14 protein-coding genes and 1 pseudogene are annotated in these 16,357 nt (G+C 70.3%); 5 read left to right on the top strand and 10 right to left on the bottom strand.

Annotated elements, in window-relative coordinates; all coding sequences use genetic code 11:
- Positions 1–4: 4 nt before the first annotated feature.
- Together AB0E90_RS40100 and AB0E90_RS40105 are read right to left on the bottom strand one after the other, a co-directional pair.
- Entirely contained in the window at positions 5–1,651 is a 1,647-nt protein-coding gene (locus AB0E90_RS40100) for a subtype B tannase (protein WP_360417518.1), read from the bottom strand.
- 186 nt (positions 1,652–1,837) lie between these two features.
- Positions 1,838–2,650 carry a DNA-formamidopyrimidine glycosylase family protein gene (locus AB0E90_RS40105; RefSeq protein WP_360417520.1) on the bottom strand — a complete coding sequence of 271 codons (813 nt, stop codon included), beginning with the start codon at positions 2,648–2,650 and terminating at the stop codon, positions 1,838–1,840.
- Positions 2,651–2,667: 17 nt separating this feature from the next.
- Between AB0E90_RS40105 and AB0E90_RS40110 the strand changes: the two genes are divergently transcribed.
- Positions 2,668–3,384, top strand: a complete 717-nt coding sequence (locus AB0E90_RS40110; protein WP_360417522.1) for a hypothetical protein — start codon at positions 2,668–2,670, stop codon at positions 3,382–3,384.
- Here the strand turns inward: AB0E90_RS40110 and AB0E90_RS40115 are convergent.
- From AB0E90_RS40115 to AB0E90_RS40125, 3 genes and pseudogenes are all read right to left on the bottom strand, one after another.
- Positions 3,368–4,132: a phosphotransferase gene (locus AB0E90_RS40115; protein WP_360417524.1), complete on the bottom strand. Its 765-nt coding sequence runs from the start codon at positions 4,130–4,132 to the stop codon at positions 3,368–3,370. The two genes, AB0E90_RS40110 and AB0E90_RS40115, sit on opposite strands and share 17 nt — an antisense overlap.
- A 40-nt stretch (positions 4,133–4,172) precedes the next feature.
- Positions 4,173–4,970 (bottom strand): annotated as a pseudogene (gene dctP, locus AB0E90_RS40120) (TRAP transporter substrate-binding protein DctP); the annotation flags it as partial.
- 58 nt (positions 4,971–5,028) lie between these two features.
- Positions 5,029–7,194 carry a transglycosylase domain-containing protein gene (locus AB0E90_RS40125; protein WP_360417526.1) on the bottom strand — a complete coding sequence of 722 codons (2,166 nt, stop codon included), beginning with the start codon at positions 7,192–7,194 and terminating at the stop codon, positions 5,029–5,031.
- A 101-nt stretch (positions 7,195–7,295) separates the two neighbouring features.
- Here AB0E90_RS40125 and AB0E90_RS40130 point away from each other — a divergent pair, with 101 nt between their 5' ends.
- On the top strand, positions 7,296–8,312 hold the full coding sequence (locus tag AB0E90_RS40130) for an NADPH:quinone reductase (RefSeq protein WP_360417528.1): 1,017 nt from the start codon (positions 7,296–7,298) through the stop codon (positions 8,310–8,312).
- Here AB0E90_RS40130 and AB0E90_RS40135 read toward each other — a convergent pair.
- Together AB0E90_RS40135 and AB0E90_RS40140 are read right to left on the bottom strand one after the other, a co-directional pair.
- Positions 8,305–8,790: a glutathione peroxidase gene (locus AB0E90_RS40135; protein ID WP_360417529.1), complete on the bottom strand. Its 486-nt coding sequence runs from the start codon at positions 8,788–8,790 to the stop codon at positions 8,305–8,307. The two genes, AB0E90_RS40130 and AB0E90_RS40135, sit on opposite strands and share 8 nt — an antisense overlap.
- 116 nt (positions 8,791–8,906) lie before the next feature.
- Positions 8,907–10,304 (bottom strand): OFA family MFS transporter, encoded by a 1,398-nt coding sequence (locus AB0E90_RS40140; protein WP_360417544.1) that lies wholly within the window; start codon positions 10,302–10,304, stop codon positions 8,907–8,909.
- 154 nt (positions 10,305–10,458) lie between these two features.
- Between AB0E90_RS40140 and AB0E90_RS40145 the strand changes: the two genes are divergently transcribed.
- Complete coding sequence (locus tag AB0E90_RS40145; RefSeq protein ID WP_360417531.1) at positions 10,459–11,610, top strand: SpoIIE family protein phosphatase; 1,152 nt, start codon at positions 10,459–10,461, stop codon at positions 11,608–11,610.
- Positions 11,607–13,139 carry an ATP-binding protein gene (locus tag AB0E90_RS40150; protein ID WP_360417533.1) on the top strand — a complete coding sequence of 511 codons (1,533 nt, stop codon included), beginning with the start codon at positions 11,607–11,609 and terminating at the stop codon, positions 13,137–13,139. The genes AB0E90_RS40145 and AB0E90_RS40150 overlap by 4 nt, the downstream gene beginning before the upstream one ends.
- Here AB0E90_RS40150 and AB0E90_RS40155 read toward each other — a convergent pair.
- The 3 genes from AB0E90_RS40155 to AB0E90_RS40165 all read right to left on the bottom strand — a co-directional run bounded on the left by AB0E90_RS40155 (position 13,114) and on the right by AB0E90_RS40165 (position 15,377).
- Entirely contained in the window at positions 13,114–14,151 is a 1,038-nt protein-coding gene (locus AB0E90_RS40155; protein WP_360417535.1) for a glycosyl hydrolase, read from the bottom strand. The genes AB0E90_RS40150 and AB0E90_RS40155 overlap by 26 nt on opposite strands.
- Positions 14,152–14,230: 79 nt before the next feature.
- The gene (locus AB0E90_RS40160; protein ID WP_360417537.1) at positions 14,231–14,692 is read right to left on the bottom strand and encodes a DUF3291 domain-containing protein; all 462 of its coding nucleotides are present in this window, start codon (positions 14,690–14,692) and stop codon (positions 14,231–14,233) included.
- Positions 14,693–14,723: 31 nt separating this feature from the next.
- The gene (locus AB0E90_RS40165) at positions 14,724–15,377 is read right to left on the bottom strand and encodes a transcriptional regulator (RefSeq protein WP_360417538.1); all 654 of its coding nucleotides are present in this window, start codon (positions 15,375–15,377) and stop codon (positions 14,724–14,726) included.
- A gap of 71 nt (positions 15,378–15,448) precedes the next feature.
- Here AB0E90_RS40165 and AB0E90_RS40170 point away from each other — a divergent pair, with 71 nt between their 5' ends.
- Positions 15,449–16,267 (top strand): SDR family NAD(P)-dependent oxidoreductase, encoded by an 819-nt coding sequence (locus tag AB0E90_RS40170; protein WP_360417539.1) that lies wholly within the window; start codon positions 15,449–15,451, stop codon positions 16,265–16,267.
- Positions 16,268–16,357 lie beyond the last annotated feature (90 nt).

The raw sequence follows: 16,357 nt of genomic DNA on the forward strand, positions 1-16,357 counted from the left end.
AACTCTAGTGCGGGTTGCCGACCTGGCGAACGACCTTGGCGATCCAGGCCATTGCTTCCGGCACGTCGTAGTTGCCGGCGTGCGGCTGGTTCCAGGCGAGCCGGTAGTTGACGTCCTTGACCTGCCGGTCGGCGGCCAGCGCCCGGTCCAGGTTGATCGAGACGATGAAGGAGGTGTCGCGGTCGCGGGTGCCGGTGCGGACGTACCAGTAGGGCGCGGTGTCGGCGCGGGTGCCGATGAAGTCCATCGGGTCGATCAGGTGCACCTGGTCGTCGACGATCGTGCTGCGCTTGCGGATGTACTGCGCCCAGGTCAGGCCGGTGTCATCGAGGCCGCTGCCGTCCCCGGCGACGTTGTTGTGGTCCCAGCTGTACTCGGTGTAGTTCAGGTAGCGCTGGTTCGCCGGCCCGAACAGGTTGGTCTCGGCGCCGCTGGTGGTGTTGCCGTTGACCCCGAGCGGGTCGAAGGCCGGCGTCGTCTTCAGCGTGGCCTGGGTGGCGACGAAGTCCAGGTAGTTCTTCATGTTCACCGAGCGCACCTTGTTCGCCGCGTTGTCCACGTCGATCCAGTTGTTCACGTAGGACTTCGTCGACGGGGGAGTGCCGGGCGGGCCGCCGCCGGCGATGACGAACGAGTCGCCGAGCACCGGGATGGTGTTGGCCGGGTCGGCCTTGAGGTAGGTCTCCGCCGAGCGGATCACCTCGCGCTTGATCGTGTCGAGCAGATCAGAAGCACTCAACCCCAGACCAAGGCTTTTTTCGTACGCCGGGAACTGCGCGGCAATCGCAGCGGCGGCCGCCGGCAGGTTGTTCTGTCCGAGGTCGGTGCGGGTGTTCAGCACGTTGAACAGCCACTCGTACGACCGGTCGGCGTTGCCGAGGTCGGTGATCGGGCAGTAGGCGTTGACCGCGAACACGTCGTCGCGGATGGTGCTGCGGCCGTCGGCGGTGATACCGGCCGCGCCGACCTGGGCGAGATAGGGGTAGTACTCCGGGCTGTTGCCGGCCGACCCCAGGATCGACGACAGCGCGCCGCCGCCGCTGGTGCCGTTGACCACGATGCGCTCGGCGCTGCCCGGCATCCGCTTGTCGTTGAGGCGCAGGTAGCGCACGGCCGCCTTGGCGTCGACGATCGCGGCCGGTGACTTGCCGGGCCACGAGCCGTCCGCGCCGACCAGGTTGCGGCTGCGGTCGGCGACGTCGACGAACACGTAACCGGCCTTCAGTGCGGCGCCCACGTTGGAGGTGGCGCTGGCGTAGGAGGCGCCGGCGGTCACGCTCGCCCGGATGTAGCTGGCCGCCCACCCGGCGTTGTTGACCGCGAAGTAGATCGGCGCCCGCTGGTCGCCGGCGGTGGCCTGGGGGACGAAGACGTTGATGCTCTGGTAGCCGCAGCGGGTGTTGCTGATCGGGGTGCTCCCGCCGCCGAGGCCGGGCTGCTGGGCCGCCGCGGCGACCGGGCGCGCGACGTCGCAGATCTCCGAGTACGCCCGCACGGTCATCGGGGCGCCGTCGACCGTGACGGTGATCGTCGTGTAGCCGGCCGGGTTGAAGGCCAGCGCGGCGTCCTCGGGATCGCTGCCGTGGCGGCCGGCGGCGGCGGAGGCGGCCGGCAGTGACACGGCTGCCAGGGCGATGGATCCGGCGATCATCAAGCTTTTTCGAAACCGCTGCATGTTTTCTCCCATCGATGGGGTCCGCTCCATGGGCAAGGTTTCACGCGCGTTTCTCGATTGTCAACAATTTCCTCGATAATCATGTAGATCATCGGCCGACGTTGAGGCCAGGACCGCTCCGGGCCCTCCGCGTTCTGGTGTCTTCAGTAGGCGCCCGGCTGCTCAGCCCGGCGTCGCGACCTGCTCCGTCGAGCACCACCACGTGGTCCGGCCGCCGACGGTGCCGCGGACCATCGGGGCGCCGTCGTTCGGGCACCGGCCGCCGGGCCGGCGGTGCTCGGCCAGGGCGAGGGTGTGCACGCCACCGTCGCGCAGCGCGCCGCCGACGGCTTCCCGGGCGGCGGCGAAGAGGCGCTTGGCCTGCGGGCGGGTGACCCGGTCGGCGCGGAGCCCGGGGTAGACCTTCGCCTGCCAGAGGATCTCGTCGGCCAGGAGGTTGCCGATCCCGGCGACCAGGTGCTGGTCCATCAGCCGGGCCTTGACCGGCGCCGTCCCGCCGGTGACCGCCGGGAAGAACGCCGCCTCGGTGATGGTGGCCGCGTCCGGGCCGAGCTTCTCGACCGGCGGGTCCAGCCGCACCCGGCCCAGCCGCCGCGGGTCGACCAGCATGAGCCGGCCGCCGTCCACGAACGTCAGCGTGAACCGCGCCCACCGGTAGTCGCCGGCCACCCGGCGGCCCTCCCAGTAGTCGCCGCCGTCGATCTCGTCGCCGCCGGCCGAGGCCACCACGATCTTGCCGGACATGCCGAGGTGGATGCCGAGGACCGGCCCGTCGCCGGAGGTGTCACACCACATGCTCTTGCCCCGCCGGTGCGCGGCAGTGAGGTCGCGACCGACCAGCGCGGCACGGATGTCACCCGGCCGGTGCGGGCGGCACACGTACGTGTCGGAGTCGTCGACGTCGGCGACCTTGCGGCCCAGGGCGGCGCGCTCGACGACCGAGCGGGCAAATTCGACTTCCGGCAGCTCGGGCACTGCGGAAGTCTAATGCGGTGCGCGCACCCTTCCTGCTGCTGTTCCTGTCGTTCCTGCTCACCTTCGTGACGACCCGGGTGATCACCCGGATGATCCGGGCCGGCGTCGGCCCGTTCCGCAACAACATCGCGGGCGGGGTGCACATCCATCACGCGGTGCCCGGCATCGTGCTGACGCTGATCGGGGCGTACACCTCGGTCGGGGTCGGTGGCCGCCGACCGTGGGCGGAGGTCTCCGGCGTGCTGATCGGGGTCGGGTCGTCGCTGATCCTGGACGAGTTCGCGCTGATCCTGCACCTGCAGGACGTGTACTGGTCGCCCGAGGGGCAGCTGTCGGTGCAGCTGGTGGCGCTCACGCTCAGCGGCATGGGGCTGGCGCTGCTCGGCATCGACCCGCTGACCTCGGACACCGGGTTCGGCGCCGGGCACCTCGCGGTCGCCGCCTCGGCGCTGGCGCACCTCGTGACGCTTCTGATCTGCGTGCGTAAGGGCAAATACTCGACGGCCGCGCTCGGCGTCTTTCTTCCGCCGCTGGCCTGGATCGGAGCCGTACGGCTGGCCCGCCCCCACTCGACCTGGGCGCGCCGCCGTTACGACGCGGCGCGCCAGGCCCGGGCGCAGGCGCGGGCGGACGGCCTCGACGCCCGCTTCGGCCACTGGGGCCTCACCATCGCCGACCTGGTGGCCGGCCGCCCGTCGACGCCCGGCCCCGGCCCGGCTACTCCGGGGCCGTGAAGAAATCGTCCGGGAGAGTCTCGACGAAGTCGGCGGAGCGTTCGAGCAGGGTGGCGATCGGCAGCAGCGCCTGCGACGCCGGGTCGCCGGCCGCGGCCATCCGGCGGATCACGCCGGCCTGCCGCCGGGCCCGCTGCGGCACCACCTCGGCGAAGGCGTGCCGGTCGCCGTCGTAGCCGTAGGCATCGAGCAGCAGATGCAGGCGGCGCCGCCGCCCGGGCAGGTCGGCGTCGCCGTCCGGAGCGGACAGCGGCACCCACGGCAGCACCGAGAACGCCAGGTCGAACTCCCGGGTGGAGGGACCGGCGATGTCCCAGTCGAAGAAGCCGACCAGCCGGTCGCCGTCCACCACCGCGTTGTAGGGCGCCGCGTCCTGATGGCCGATGACCAGGCCGGGGCCCATCGTGCCGCCGATGAACCAGGTCTCGCCGGCCGGCGGCGTGAAGCCGGCGGTCAGGTCGTGCAGGCGGCGCAGCCATCGGCCGACCTGGACCAGCGTCGAGTCGGCGGTCGCCCAGGCGGGCCACGGGTCCTGCCCGCCGATCATCTCGCCCGCCAGGAAGGTGAGCTTCTGCCGGCCCTGCTCGTCGAGGCCGAGCACGCGCGGCGCGCCCTCGAAGCCGGCCTCCTCGAGGAAGCGCAGCAGCGCGTGCACGGTCGGCGTGGACGGCGACGACGGCTTGTGCACGACACCGTCGATCAGCGCGGCGCCGGTGGTGTTGCCGCCGGGCAGGCTCTCTTCGCTCATCCGCCCGGTCTACCGGATCCCACCCGGAGGCGACACCGAATTACTGACCGCAGGCCGTGGCCGCAGGCGCTGTGGCGGACCGGGCCTTGACCGCCCGGATCTCGTCGACGAGCTCCTTGGTCAGCGGTGTGGCGGTCAGATCGGCGTACACCGGCTCGGTGATCTTCTCGAATTGCCGCAGTTGGGCGTCGGTGGTCAGCACCACCCGGCCGCCGGACGCGCAGAACTTCCGGGCCTCGGCGGCGTCGTCGGGCCGTGCCGCGACCATCGTGTCGCGGACCTTCGCCGCCGCCTCGGTGAGCGCCTGCTGCTGGCCGGCCGGCAATGCGGCGAACGTCTTCTCGTTGACGACCAGCACGTTCGCCTTCGGGAACGGGGTGAGGTTGCCGGTGGCCGTGGCGACCGCGGGCAGGTTCGTCGCGAGCACGTAGCTGTTGTCGTAACCGGCGAGCGAGCCGTCCGCGAGAGCGCTGTCCACCTCGTCGCCGACCAGATCGGCGGGCGTCGCGCCGAGAGCGCGGAACAACGCGTACCCAGAATCGGACCTGGGGGTTCTGATCTTCTTGCCGGCGAAGTTCGCGGGCGCCGTCAGCGGCTTCCCGAAGCCGAACGGGTGCCGCAGGCTCTCCGGGATGACGGTGAGGCCCCGGACGCCGTGCCCCTGCAGGCCGGCCGTCATCCGCGCGGCCAGGTCGCCGGTGGTCACCTGATCGAGCAGGTCGTCCGAGGTCACCAGGAACGGCGCCTGCAACGCCTGGAACGAGGTGACGCCCTCGGTGTCCCAGGTCCGGCTCGGGATCATGGCCAGGTCGAGCTCGCCGGCGACGACCTTGCGGGCGACGACCTGGTCCCAGTCGTGGACGTCCTGCCCGGACGCGGACGCCGCCGGGAGATACCTACTCGGGGGTCTTGAACTGCTCGTCCGGCTTGCCGTCCATGTAGTCGGCGACCGTGTTCCACACCGCCGGGTTGACCACGCCGTGCTGCATGTGGTCGGTGTGTGCCTGCCAGTCCGGGTTGACCAGGTAGCCGGCGACCACGATCGACGTGGTGCCGACGACCAGTGCGGCCGTCTTCTCGGAGTCGGTGGTGCCGGTCTTGCCGAAGACCGGGTGGCCGACGGCGCCGCGGGACTGCGGGGCCGTGGCGTGGCCGCCGCAGCTGCCCAGCTGGGCCTGGTCGCCGACCGGGCAGCGGGTCGCGTCGAGGGCCTTGCGGGCCACGTCGGGGGTGGTCACCCGCTTGCAGGACGACTTGCCGACGTCCAGCTTCTCGCCGGTGTGCGTGGTGATCTGCTCGATCGGGGTGGGCGCGCAGTACATGCCGTCGCCGGCCAGGGTGGCGTACGCGTTGGCGATGTCCAGCGGGGTCGACGCCGAGACGCCGAGGGTGAACGCGCCCCAGTCGTGCGCGGAGTGCAGGGCCAGGTCGAGGTCGCCCTGCTCGCGGAACGTGATGCCGAACCGCTCGGCCACGTCGACGACCTTCTCCGCGCCGACCTGCTCCTGCAGCGGCACGAAGTAGGTGTTCACCGACGCCCCGAAGCCCGTCCACATGTTGAACGGGCCCTTCTCCTTGTCGCTGGAGTTGCTCGGGCAGTAGTGGCCGTTGCAGGCGGCCGGCGCGGCCGAGTCACGGTAGAGCGGCGAGACGTACCGCGGCGTGGTGTTGATGTTGTAATCCAGCCCGTAGCCGTTCTCCAGGGCCGCGACCATGGTGAACATCTTGAACACCGAACCGGCCTGGTATCCGTGGATGTCCCCGCCACCGGTGATGATCGGGTTCGTGGTGTTCGGGTAGGTGGCGCGGACGCCGGCTTTTTTCTTCTTCGGGTCGGAGGAGAGCGGGTTGGGCTTGTCCGCGGTCGGCAGCTTGAACTTGCGGTTGGCGGCCAGCGCCCGCACCTTGCCGGTGCCCGGCTGCACGGCCGCCAGCAGCAGCGCGTTGACCGAGTTGTCCTTGGTCTGCTCGAGGATGCGTTTGCGGGCCGACTTCTGCGCCTTGACGTCGAGCGTGGTGACGATGCGGTAGCCGCCGCTCTTGAGCCGCCGCTCCCGGTCGTAGCTGTTCTCGCCGAACGCCGGCTGGCTCAGCCACCAGCGCTGGAAGTAGTCGCAGAAGAAGCCCCACTCGTTCTGCGACACCGAGGTGCAGCCGTTGCCGACCGGCTTGGTCTTGTTCGGGACCTTCTCGGTCTTGGCCTTGGTCGCCTGGTCGGCGGTGATGAACTTGAGCGTCAGCATGTCGTTGACGACGTAGTTGCGCCGCTCCACCGCCCGCGGGTAGCCCTCCGTGCTGGTCGGGTCGTACCACGACGTGCCCTTGACCATGCCGGCCAGCAGCGCCGACTCGGCGACGTCGAGGTCCTTGGGCTTCTTGCCGAAGTAGACCTGGCTGGCCGCGTAGATGCCGTAGGCCGCGTTGCCGAACGGCGCGATGTTCAGGTAGCGCTCGAGGATCTGCTCCTTGTTGAGCTGCTTCTCCAGCTCCAGGGCGTACTTCATCTCGGCGACCTTGCGTTCGGGCGTCTTGGCCGTCGCGGCCACCACCTCGGACGCGCTGGTCGCCGAGTAGGCCAGCGACATGCGCACGGTCTGCATGGTCAGGGTCGAGGCGCCCTGCTGGTCGCCGCCGCCCTGGTTGTTGACGAACGCCCGGGCCAGACCCTTGAAGTCGACGCCGTGGTGCTCGTAGTACTTGTGGTCCTCGGCCGCGATGATCGCGTGCTGCATGTTGACCGAGATGTCCTTCAGCGGAACGTCGCTGCGGTACTCGTCGTACATGACCGCGATCTGGGTCTTGCCGTCGGACGCATAAATCCGGCTCAGCTGCGGCGAGGTCTGCTGCTTGAGCTCGCTGGGCAGGTTGGTGAACTCCTGAGCGCTGGCCTTGGCGGCCAGCCCGGAGATCGTCGCGGCCGGGAACGCGGCAGCAGCGACCACCACCCCGGCGAGCAACCCGCACACAAGCAGGGAACTCACATTTGTCAACGGATGGCGGTCGCGGCGACGAATGGAAAACGGCACGGCGGTCACGTTAGCCGCATCGATCAAGCCAGGCATCTCGGCTGATTCGCCCCTACCAGCGGTTAGCGACTGGGTGACACCGCCAAACGCCGAATACTGTGGGAATCAACACGGCCGGGGCGGGCAGAATCGGGCGTATGAAGGCCATCATCTACCGCGCCAACGGCGACGCCGGTGTTCTCGAGCTCGCCGACCGTGACCGGCCCGAGCCCGGCCCCGGCGAGGTCCGCGTCCGTGTTGCTGCGTCCGGGGTCAACCCGACCGACTGGAAGACCCGCTCCGGCGCCACCAATCCCATGCAGTTCCCCGAGGTCACTCCACACCTCGACGGCGCCGGCGTGATCGACGCCGTCGGCGACGGGGTGACGCCGAGCCGGGTGGGGCAGCGGGTCTGGCTGTTCATGGCCACCGCCGGGCGGCCGACCGGCACCGCCGCCGAATACACCGTGGTGCGCGCCGACCGGGCGGTGCCGCTGCCCGACGGGGCCGGCTTCGAGCTCGGCGCCTCGCTCGGCGTGCCCGCGCTGACCGCGCACCGCGCGCTGACCGTGTCCGAGGACGGTCCGAGCCGGCTGCGGCCGGGTGCGCTCGACGGCAAGGTGGTGCTCGCCGCGGGCGGGGCGGGCGCGGTCGGGCACGCGGCGATCCAGCTGGCCCGGTGGGCCGGCGCCACCGTCATCAGCACGATCAGCGGCCCGGCGAAGGCGGCGCTGGCCACCGCGGCCGGCGCGCACCACGTGATCAACTACCGCGAGGGCGACCCGGCCGCCGAGATCCGCACGATCGCCCCGGACGGCGTCGACATCGTCGCCGAGGTGGCGCTCGGCGCGAACCTCGCGCTCGACCTGGCGGTGCTGCGGACCCGCGGCGTCATCGCGACCTACGCCAACGACGGCGCCAAGCGGGTCGAGCTGGACGTGCGGCAGAACATGGGCCTGAACACCCGGTTCCAGTTCCTGGTGCTCTACACCGTCGGCGACCAGGCGCTCGCGGCCGGCGCCGAGGACGTCGCCGCCGCGGTCGGCGACGGCGCCCTGCCGGTGGGGGAGGAGCACGGCCTGCCGCTGGTCCGCTTCCCGCTCGACCGCACCGCCGACGCGCACCGCGCGGTCGAGAGCGGCACGGTCGGCAAGGTGGTCGTGGACGTCAGCTGAGGGCTGACTCGATCGCGGTCACGACGGCAGGGTCGTCCGGGGCGGTGCGCGGCCCGAACCGGGCCTGGACCGTCCCGTCCGGCCCGATCAGGAACTTCTCGAAGTTCCACCGGATGTCGCCGGTGTAGCCCTCGGCGTCGGGCTCGCCGGTGAGCTGCTGGTAGAGCGGGTGCCGGTCGTCGCCGTTGACCTCGACCTTCTCGGTCATCGGGAACGTCACGCCGTAGGTCGCGCTGCAGAACTCGGCGATCTCCTCGGCGCTGCCCGGCTCCTGCCCGCCGAACTGGTTGCACGGCACGCCGAGCACGGTGAAGCCGCGGTCGGCGTAGCGCTCGTGCAGCTCTTCGAGCACTCCGTACTGCGGGGTCAGCCCGCAGCGGGAGGCGACGTTGACCACCAGGGTGGCCGTCCCGCGGAACTGCGCGAGGTCCAACGGCTTGCCCTGGAGGTCGGCGATCTGAACGTCATAGATGGTCACGCCCGCAAGCGTAGCCACCGATCATTCGAACAGCTTGGCGGCGGTGATCACGGTTTGCACGATGCCGTAGCCGAGCATGACGGCCACCAATAGCCACGAGACCAGCAAGCGAGCGCTCACGACGCGGCCTCCTTCTCCAGAGCGGTCACGGTGCCGGCCGGCTCGTGGAAGCGGTCCGGGACCGGGCGGATCAGCAGGTTGGCGACGAACCCGATGGCCAGCACGCCGACCATCGTGAACAGGGCCGGTTGGTAGGCGGACGACGTCAGGCTGCCCGGTTTGCCCTGCGCGTCGAGGAAGCCGTTGATGATCAGCGGCCCGGCGATGCCCGCCGCCGACCAGGCGGTCAGCAGGCGGCCGTGGATCGCGCCGACCTGGTAGGTGCCGAACAGGTCGCGCAGGTAGGCCGGGACGGTCGCGAAACCGCCGCCGTAGAACGACAGGATGATGCCGGCCAGCACCACGAACAGGGCCGTCGCCGAGTCGCCGACGGTGGCCAGCAGCAGGTACATGATCATGCCGACGCCCAGGTAGAGCATGTAGATCGGGCGGCGGCCGAGCAGGTCGGAGGTGGACGACCAGGCGAACCGGCCGGCCATGTTGAACAGCGACAGCACCCCGACGAAGCCGCCCGCCGCGGCGACGCTGACGCTGGAGACGCTGCCGTCCCGGAAGAAGTCCTGGATCATCGGGCTGGCCTGCTCGAGGATGCCGATGCCCGCGGTGACGTTGCAGAAGAGCACCACCCACAACAACCAGAAGCTGCGTGTACGGATGGCGTTCGCGGCCGACACATTCGCGGTCGTCACCAGGGACTTCTCGGCAACGGTGGACGGTTCCCAGCCGGCCGGCTTCCACCCCGGGGCGGGCACCCGGATGTTGGCGACCCCGAACATCATGATCAGGAAGTACGCGATACCGAGCGTGACGAACAGCAGCACCAGCGCCTTTCCGTCGGCGACGGAAGTGGCCACGCTGGAGTTGTAGTTGGAGTCGTACGCCGAAAGCAGTTGTCTTGAAGCCGGACTCGCGATGAGCGCGCCGCCGCCGAAGCCCATGATGGCCAGGCCGGTCGCCAGACCGGGCCGGTCCGGGAACCATTTGATCAGCGTGGACACCGGCGAGATGTAGCCGATGCCGAGCCCGATCCCACCGATCACGCCGTAGCCCAGATAGACCAGCCACAGCTGTTTCGTGCCGATGCCGAGCGCCCCGACCAGGAAGCCGGAGGCCCAGAAGCAGGCCGAGACGAACATCGCCTTACGTGGCCCGTTGGCCTCGACCCAGGTGCCGGCGACGGCCGCCGACAGGCCCAGCATCACGATCGCGATGCTGAAGATGATGCCGATCGACGTCTGGCTGGCGTCGAAGTGCTTGATGAACGAGTTCTTGTACACGCTGGTCGCGTACGCCTGGCCGATGCACAGGTGAACGGCGAGCGCGGCCGGCGGAATGAGCCAGCGGCTGTAGCCCTCGGGCGCGATGGTGTGCTTGCGATCGAGTGCGGTGAGCAGAGACACGTGGCCTCCCAACCCCTCGTCGGGCATTGAAGACCATCATCAACCCGTACGCCGCACCCGGCAACCGGTGATCGGTTCATGTTTGCTGCAGGGCAACGGCTTGTGGACAATGTGGTGCCCCCGCGCATGAACCGAAGGAGAAGCCGCCATGGACCGCCTGCGTGTCCTGCTGGTCGAGGACGACGAGGGCGACGCCTTTCTGGTGCGTGAGCTGCTGAGCGAGGCGGAGGCGCCGTTCGATCTCGCGGTGGCGACGTCGATGCGGGCGGCCACCTCGATGATGCGCGGCGTGCACTGCGTGCTGCTCGATCTGGGGCTGCCGGACGCCGAGGGCATCGACGGCCTGCGCCAGTTGCTGGCGATGGCCGGCAGCGCCGCGGTGTGTGTGCTGACCGGCCGTTCCGACGAACACCTGGGCGTGGAAGCCGTTGCCGAGGGAGCGCAGGACTACCTGGTCAAGGGCCAGGTCGACGGGGTGCTGCTGACCCGGGCGCTGCGGTACGCCGTGGAACGTAAACGGGCCGACGAGAACGCGCGACGACTGCGTGAGGTGGAGCTGCGGCAGGCCGAGTCGGCCCGGCTGGAGCGTGGCTTGCTGCCACAGCCGTTGATGTCGACCGACGCGTTGCAGGTGCACACGTTCTACCGGTCCGGGCGGGCGATGGGTCTGCTCGGCGGTGACTTCTTCGACGTCGTGCAGGTCGGCGCCGACAAGCTGCATGTGATCGTCGGCGACGTGTGCGGGCACGGCGCCGAGGAGGCGGCCCTGGGTGTCGAGCTGCGGGTGGCGTGGCGGGCCCTGGTGCTGGCCGGGGTGCCCGAGGAACAGGTGCTCGGCTCACTCGAGCAGGTATTGATGACGGAGCGGCGGGCCCGCGAGGTGTTCGCCACGGTCGCGTCGGTGGTGCTCGACATCCCGGCCAACCGGGCGACGGTGCGGCTGGCCGGGCATCCGACGCCGGTGCTGCTGTCCGGGGGCCGCGCCGAGCCGGTGGCGGCGAAACCTGGCATCGTGCTCGGCGTGCGGCCGCGGCCGGCACCGCCCACGGTGCTGGAGCTGCCGTCCGACGATTGGTCGCTGCTGATGTACACGGACGGTTTGATCGAGGGCCACACCGGCAACGGCGTCGAACGTCTCGACGTGGACGGCCTGTGTGCCCTGCTCGACGAGCCGGCCGGGCCGGGGGTGCCGTTACCGGCGCTGCCCGCCTGGCTGGTCGGCCGGGCCGAACAGGCCAACGGCGGCCCGCTCGCCGACGACGTGGCGATGCTGCTCATTTCCCGCGGAGGCGACCGGTGAAGTTCTTCGACCTGCATGCCTGGACACTGCGCCGGCGAGTGGCGACGCTGTTCGCGATCGCCGGGATCGTGCTGGCCGGCATCGGTGTCTCGGCCGCGATCACCGCCTCGGCCAGCAACGGCCACCTCGACACCATCCTCGACAAGACCGGCCCGATGCGAGTGGCCGGCCAGGAGCTCTACTCGGCCTACCTCGACCAGGAGACCGGCATCCGGGGGTACGTCCTCAGCCGGTCGGCGAAGAACCTCGAGCCGTACCAGCAGGGCGTCGCCGCCGAGCAGAGGTTGCTCACCCAGATCGAGAAGCTGAACGGCACGCACGGCCGGGCGGCGATCACCGCCGACCTCCAGCACGTGCGGCAGCAGGCGGAACGGTGGCGCACCGACATCGCGGAACCGGTCATCGCCGGTTCGGACAGCCGGCCGGTCGACGAGGCGGCGAGCACCGCCCGGTTCGATGCGGTGCGGGCCTCCGTCGACCAGTTGCAGGCGGACATCCTGGCGCTGCGCAACGAGGCGGCGAGCGCGGCACGGCGTACCGCATCGGTCATGATCGGTTTGCTGGCCGGGGCCGGCGGCCTCGTGCTGTTCGTCGGCGCCCTCATGATGCTTCTCCTGGACCGGCTGGTGACCAGGCCGGTCACCGCCCTCGCCGAGCAGGTCCGGCAGGTCGCCGCCGGTGACTACGAGCGGGAGATCGTCAGCTCGGGCTCGCCGGAGCTGCGCGTCCTGGCCGCCGACGTGGACGGCATGCGCCGCCGGATCGCCACCGAGCTGACCGAGGTTCGCGCCGCCCGGGCCGAGGCCGTCTCCGCCCACGAGCGGCTCGAGGCCAAGGCCGAGGAGCTGACCCGCTCCAACCGCGATCTCGAGCAGTTCGCCTACGTCGCGTCGCACGACCTGCAGGAGCCGCTGCGCAAGGTGGCCAGCTTCTGCCAGTTGCTGCAGCGGCGGTACTCCGGGCAGATGGACGAGCGGGCCGACCAGTACATCGCGTTCGCGGTCGACGGCGCCGAGCGGATGCAGCGCCTGATCAACGACCTGCTGGCGTTCTCCCGGATCGGCCGGCTGACGACCGGCTTCAAACCGGTCGAGCTCGGGCGGGTGCTGACCGAGGTCAACTCCCAGCTGGAGCACCGGGTCGACGACGCCGAGGTCAGCTGGGATGAGCTACCCCAGGTGGAGGGGGAGGAGCCGCTGCTCACCACGCTGTTCGTCAACCTGATCGGCAACTCGCTGAAGTTCCGCCGGCCCGGCGTGCCGCCGGTGGTGCGGGTCACCGCCCGCCGCGACGACGACGAATGGGCGATCAACGTGCGGGACAACGGCATCGGCATCGAGAAGGAGTTCGCCGACAAGGTCTTCGTGATCTTCCAGCGGCTGCACCCGCGGGACGCCTACGATGGCACCGGGATCGGGCTGGCCATCGTGAAGAAGATCGTCGAGTACCACGGCGGGCGGATCTGGCTCGACCTCGACGTCGAGGAGGGCTCGTCGGTCTGGTTCACGATGCCGGCACCGGCTGCCTGATCACGCGGGCGAGCTCGGACCCGCGGCCACGCATGTACGGCTCGTGCACCCAGGTGGTGAACGCGCTCAGCGCCGCCGGCGACGAGCCGGGTGACCAGGACTCCTCCTTCGTCAGGTCGAACCAGGTCAGCAGCTTCAGGGCGGGATAGGCGCCGCCGCGCAGCGTGGTGTTCGCGTCGGCGATCCACTGCGCCTTGTCGCCGCCGTCCTCGGTCGAGGCGAACTCGCCGATCATCACCGGGCGCCGCGGGGCGACCGCGCGGGCCTTGGCGTACGCGGTGGCGAACGTCTGATCGAAGCTCGCCCAGTGATCGCCCGCCGGATCCCAGGACGGCCCGAACCCCCAGTTGTAGCCGTCGATGCCGACCCAGTCGACGTAGCGGTCACCGGGGTAGGCGGCCGCCGGGTCGTTGTAGGCCTCGTCCGGCGAGGACCCGTTGTTGAACGCCCACACCCACTGCACGTTCCGGGCCCCGGCCGCCTCGACCAGGTCGTGCACGTGCCGGTACGCCCGCACGTACAGCGACGGGTCGGCATTGTTGTTGGCGATGCCCCACGGGTACCAGTTGCCGTTGAACTCGTGCCCCCACCGCACCAGGATCGGGAGTTTCACCGCGGCGAACTCCCGGGCGCGGGCCTTGATGTAGCCGTCCCACGAGCCGTCGATGATGTCGCTCAGGTGGATCTGCGCGGGGTCGGTCGCGCCGAGCGCGGTGTCCCAGGGCTCCCACGTGTAGTGCGGCATGATGCCCTGCCGCCACAGCGCCCGGGCCGCGTCGACCGGGAAGGCCTGACCGCTGCCCCAGCTGTCGAACCACATGACGCTGGCCGGGGTGACGCCGTAGAGGTCCTTGACGTCGGCGGCGATCAAGACCGGGTCCTCCTCCCGGAACACGCCGAGATAGCGGACCGCCGCCTGGCCGTGCGAGGGCGCCGCCGGCGCCGCACTGGCGCCGCCGACCGCCACCGTGACCGCAACCGTCGTCGCACACAGAACTCTCCATACCCGCATGATCGCCACGATTGTTCATCGCTTCGATACAAGTCAATGAATGGCGGGCGGTGCGTGCCCCTTCGGGCACGTTGCGTGTCTACAGCAGGTGGGGCTCAGGGGCGGGGAAGAGCTGGCGGAACGTGAAGGCCTCCGGGGTGGGGCCGCCGGCCTGCAGCCGGCCCAGCCGGGAGATGCCCTGCCGCAGGGTGGGGAGCTTGCCGGCCGGGATCCACCAGAGGACCAGCGCGACCTGATGGCCGTGCGGGACGAACCAGTCGCGGCGGCGGCGCAGGTAGTCGAGGTGCTGGGACTGGTAGGCGTACGCCCGAAGGTCTTCCGGGGTTTCCCAGACCGAGAGGGTGAAGATGCGGCTCGGGTCGGTGGGTGCGGCGATCGTGCCGTCGCCGGTCTCGTCGGCCAGCCGCCAGACGAAGCCGGGTGAGCGGTCGGCGAGGTCGTTCATCAGCGAGACGCCCTCGGCGAACTCGATCATCGAGGGGTCTTCCAGCGGGGCTCGGAGCCGGGCGGTGTTCATCTGGGCCAGGTGGAAGGCGCTCATGCACTCACCTCAGCAGCTCAGAATTCTAATGTCAATCGGATTGATTTTTAGAAAGCGTTACACAGCAGCGGCCGGGGGCGGGATCCATCCGGGCGGTCCACTCGCTGTCCAGGCCGGCGCCCGCCAGCAATCCGTCGATCATCGCGAGGTTCATGCCGCAGATCAGTGGCGGGAACTGATCTGCCAGCCGGTGGAAGGGGCAGTTGCGCAGCTCGATCCGGTCGTGACCGGCCACCGGGGCGTAGCCCTGCCCGGTCAGCAGTTCGGTGACCCCTTCGCCGGCCGCGGCGCGGCTGCCGTGCCGCCGGGCGACTTTGAAGAGGGTGTTCTCGGCGCCGGCCTGTTCGATCGCCTCGGCGAGGAGCTCGGCGGCGGTGCGGTAGGCGCGCGGCGGCACGCTCACCGCGTGCTCCGCCGCGGCGAGGTGGTAAAGCTTGGCGGGACGCCCGGCGCCGGGGCCGGTCTTTCCCGACCTTCGTGCGTACGACACCTCGAGCAGCCCCGCCGCCACGAGTTTGTCCAGGTGGAACGCGGCGAGCGTGCGCCCGACACCGAGCGTCTCGGCGACCTCGTCCCGCCCGACCGGCCCGGTGCCCTCCGCGACCACCCGGTAGGCCCGGCGCCGCACCTGGTCGGTGAGGCTGGCCAGCGCGTCGAGGTCGTCGAGGTCGTCCGATGTCGTCACGCCGCAATCGTATTACCAACGCTGTTTGTCGCTAGAAAAAGTGTCGTACCCGCCGGGCAGGATCGGGCCCCATGAAGTCCTGGTTCATCACCGGCGGCACGCCCGGCGGTCTCGGCGTCGCCTTCGCCGACGAGGCCCTCAGCCGCGGCGACCGCGTCGCCCTGACCACCCGCAAGCCCGACCAGCTCATCCCGCACGATCGGCTTCTGCTGCTGCCGGCCGACGTCACCGACCCGGCCCAGGTCGGGGCGGCCGTGGCCAAGGCCGAGGCCGAGTTCGGCGGCATCGACGTCGTGGTCAACAACGCCGGCCGCGGCTGGGTCGGCTCGGTCGAGGGCATGCCCGACCAGTCCGTGCGCGACCTGTTCGAGCTCAACTTCTTCGCGGTGCTGAGCGTGCTGCGCGCGGTGCTGCCCGGCATGCGGGCCCGGCGAGCCGGCACGGTCGTCAACATCTCCTCGGTCGCCGGCCTCGCCGGGGTGCCCGGCTTCGGTTATTACACCGCGGCCAAGCACGCCATCGAGGGCGTCACCGACGTCCTGCGCCGCGAGGCCGAGCCGTTCGGCATCCGGGTGCTGGCGGTCGAGCCGGGCGCGTTCCGCACCAACGCCTACGCCGGCTTCGCGGCCGAGCCGGTCGACGAGGGCATCGGAGACTACGACCAACTGCTGAGCGCGGTGCAGACCGCGATGGTCGAACAGGACGGCAAGCAGCCCGGCGACCCGCGCAAGGCCGCCCGTGCGGTGGTCGACGCGGTCTACGCCGACCAGCCACCCCGGCAGTTGGTGCTGGGCGGCGCCGGCTTCGACCGGGCGGTCTCTCACCTGGGCGAGGTGCTGGCCGGCATCCGCGCCACCGAGGAGACCTCCCGCGGCGTCGACTTTCCCTAGAGCGCATCTGACGGATCATGGTCGGCTCCGGTCGGGTTTCGCGCGTAGCCAGATCATGATTGAGGCGATGGTTACCGTTGCTTCGTAACG

Origin of the sequence: Actinoplanes sp. NPDC026619, assembly GCF_040638295.1 — a bacterium.
GTDB lineage: Bacteria > Actinomycetota > Actinomycetes > Mycobacteriales > Micromonosporaceae > Actinoplanes.

What these genes read in the sequence shown, in the direction of transcription:
- AB0E90_RS40160 (WP_360417537.1), bottom strand. Translation starts at nt 14,692, where the DNA reads ATGAGCGCCTTCCACCTGGCCCAGATGAACACCGCCCGGCTCCGAGCC.
- AB0E90_RS40170 (WP_360417539.1), top strand. Translation starts at nt 15,449, where the DNA reads ATGAAGTCCTGGTTCATCACCGGCGGCACGCCCGGCGGTCTCGGCGTC.
- AB0E90_RS40100 (WP_360417518.1), bottom strand. Translation starts at nt 1,651, where the DNA reads ATGATCGCCGGATCCATCGCCCTGGCAGCCGTGTCACTGCCGGCCGCC.
- AB0E90_RS40125 (WP_360417526.1), bottom strand. Translation starts at nt 7,194, where the DNA reads ATGCCTGGCTTGATCGATGCGGCTAACGTGACCGCCGTGCCGTTTTCC.
- AB0E90_RS40155 (WP_360417535.1), bottom strand. Translation starts at nt 14,151, where the DNA reads ATGCGGGTATGGAGAGTTCTGTGTGCGACGACGGTTGCGGTCACGGTG.
- AB0E90_RS40115 (WP_360417524.1), bottom strand. Translation starts at nt 4,132, where the DNA reads ATGAGCGAAGAGAGCCTGCCCGGCGGCAACACCACCGGCGCCGCGCTG.
- AB0E90_RS40130 (WP_360417528.1), top strand. Translation starts at nt 7,296, where the DNA reads ATGAAGGCCATCATCTACCGCGCCAACGGCGACGCCGGTGTTCTCGAG.
- AB0E90_RS40145 (WP_360417531.1), top strand. Translation starts at nt 10,459, where the DNA reads ATGGACCGCCTGCGTGTCCTGCTGGTCGAGGACGACGAGGGCGACGCC.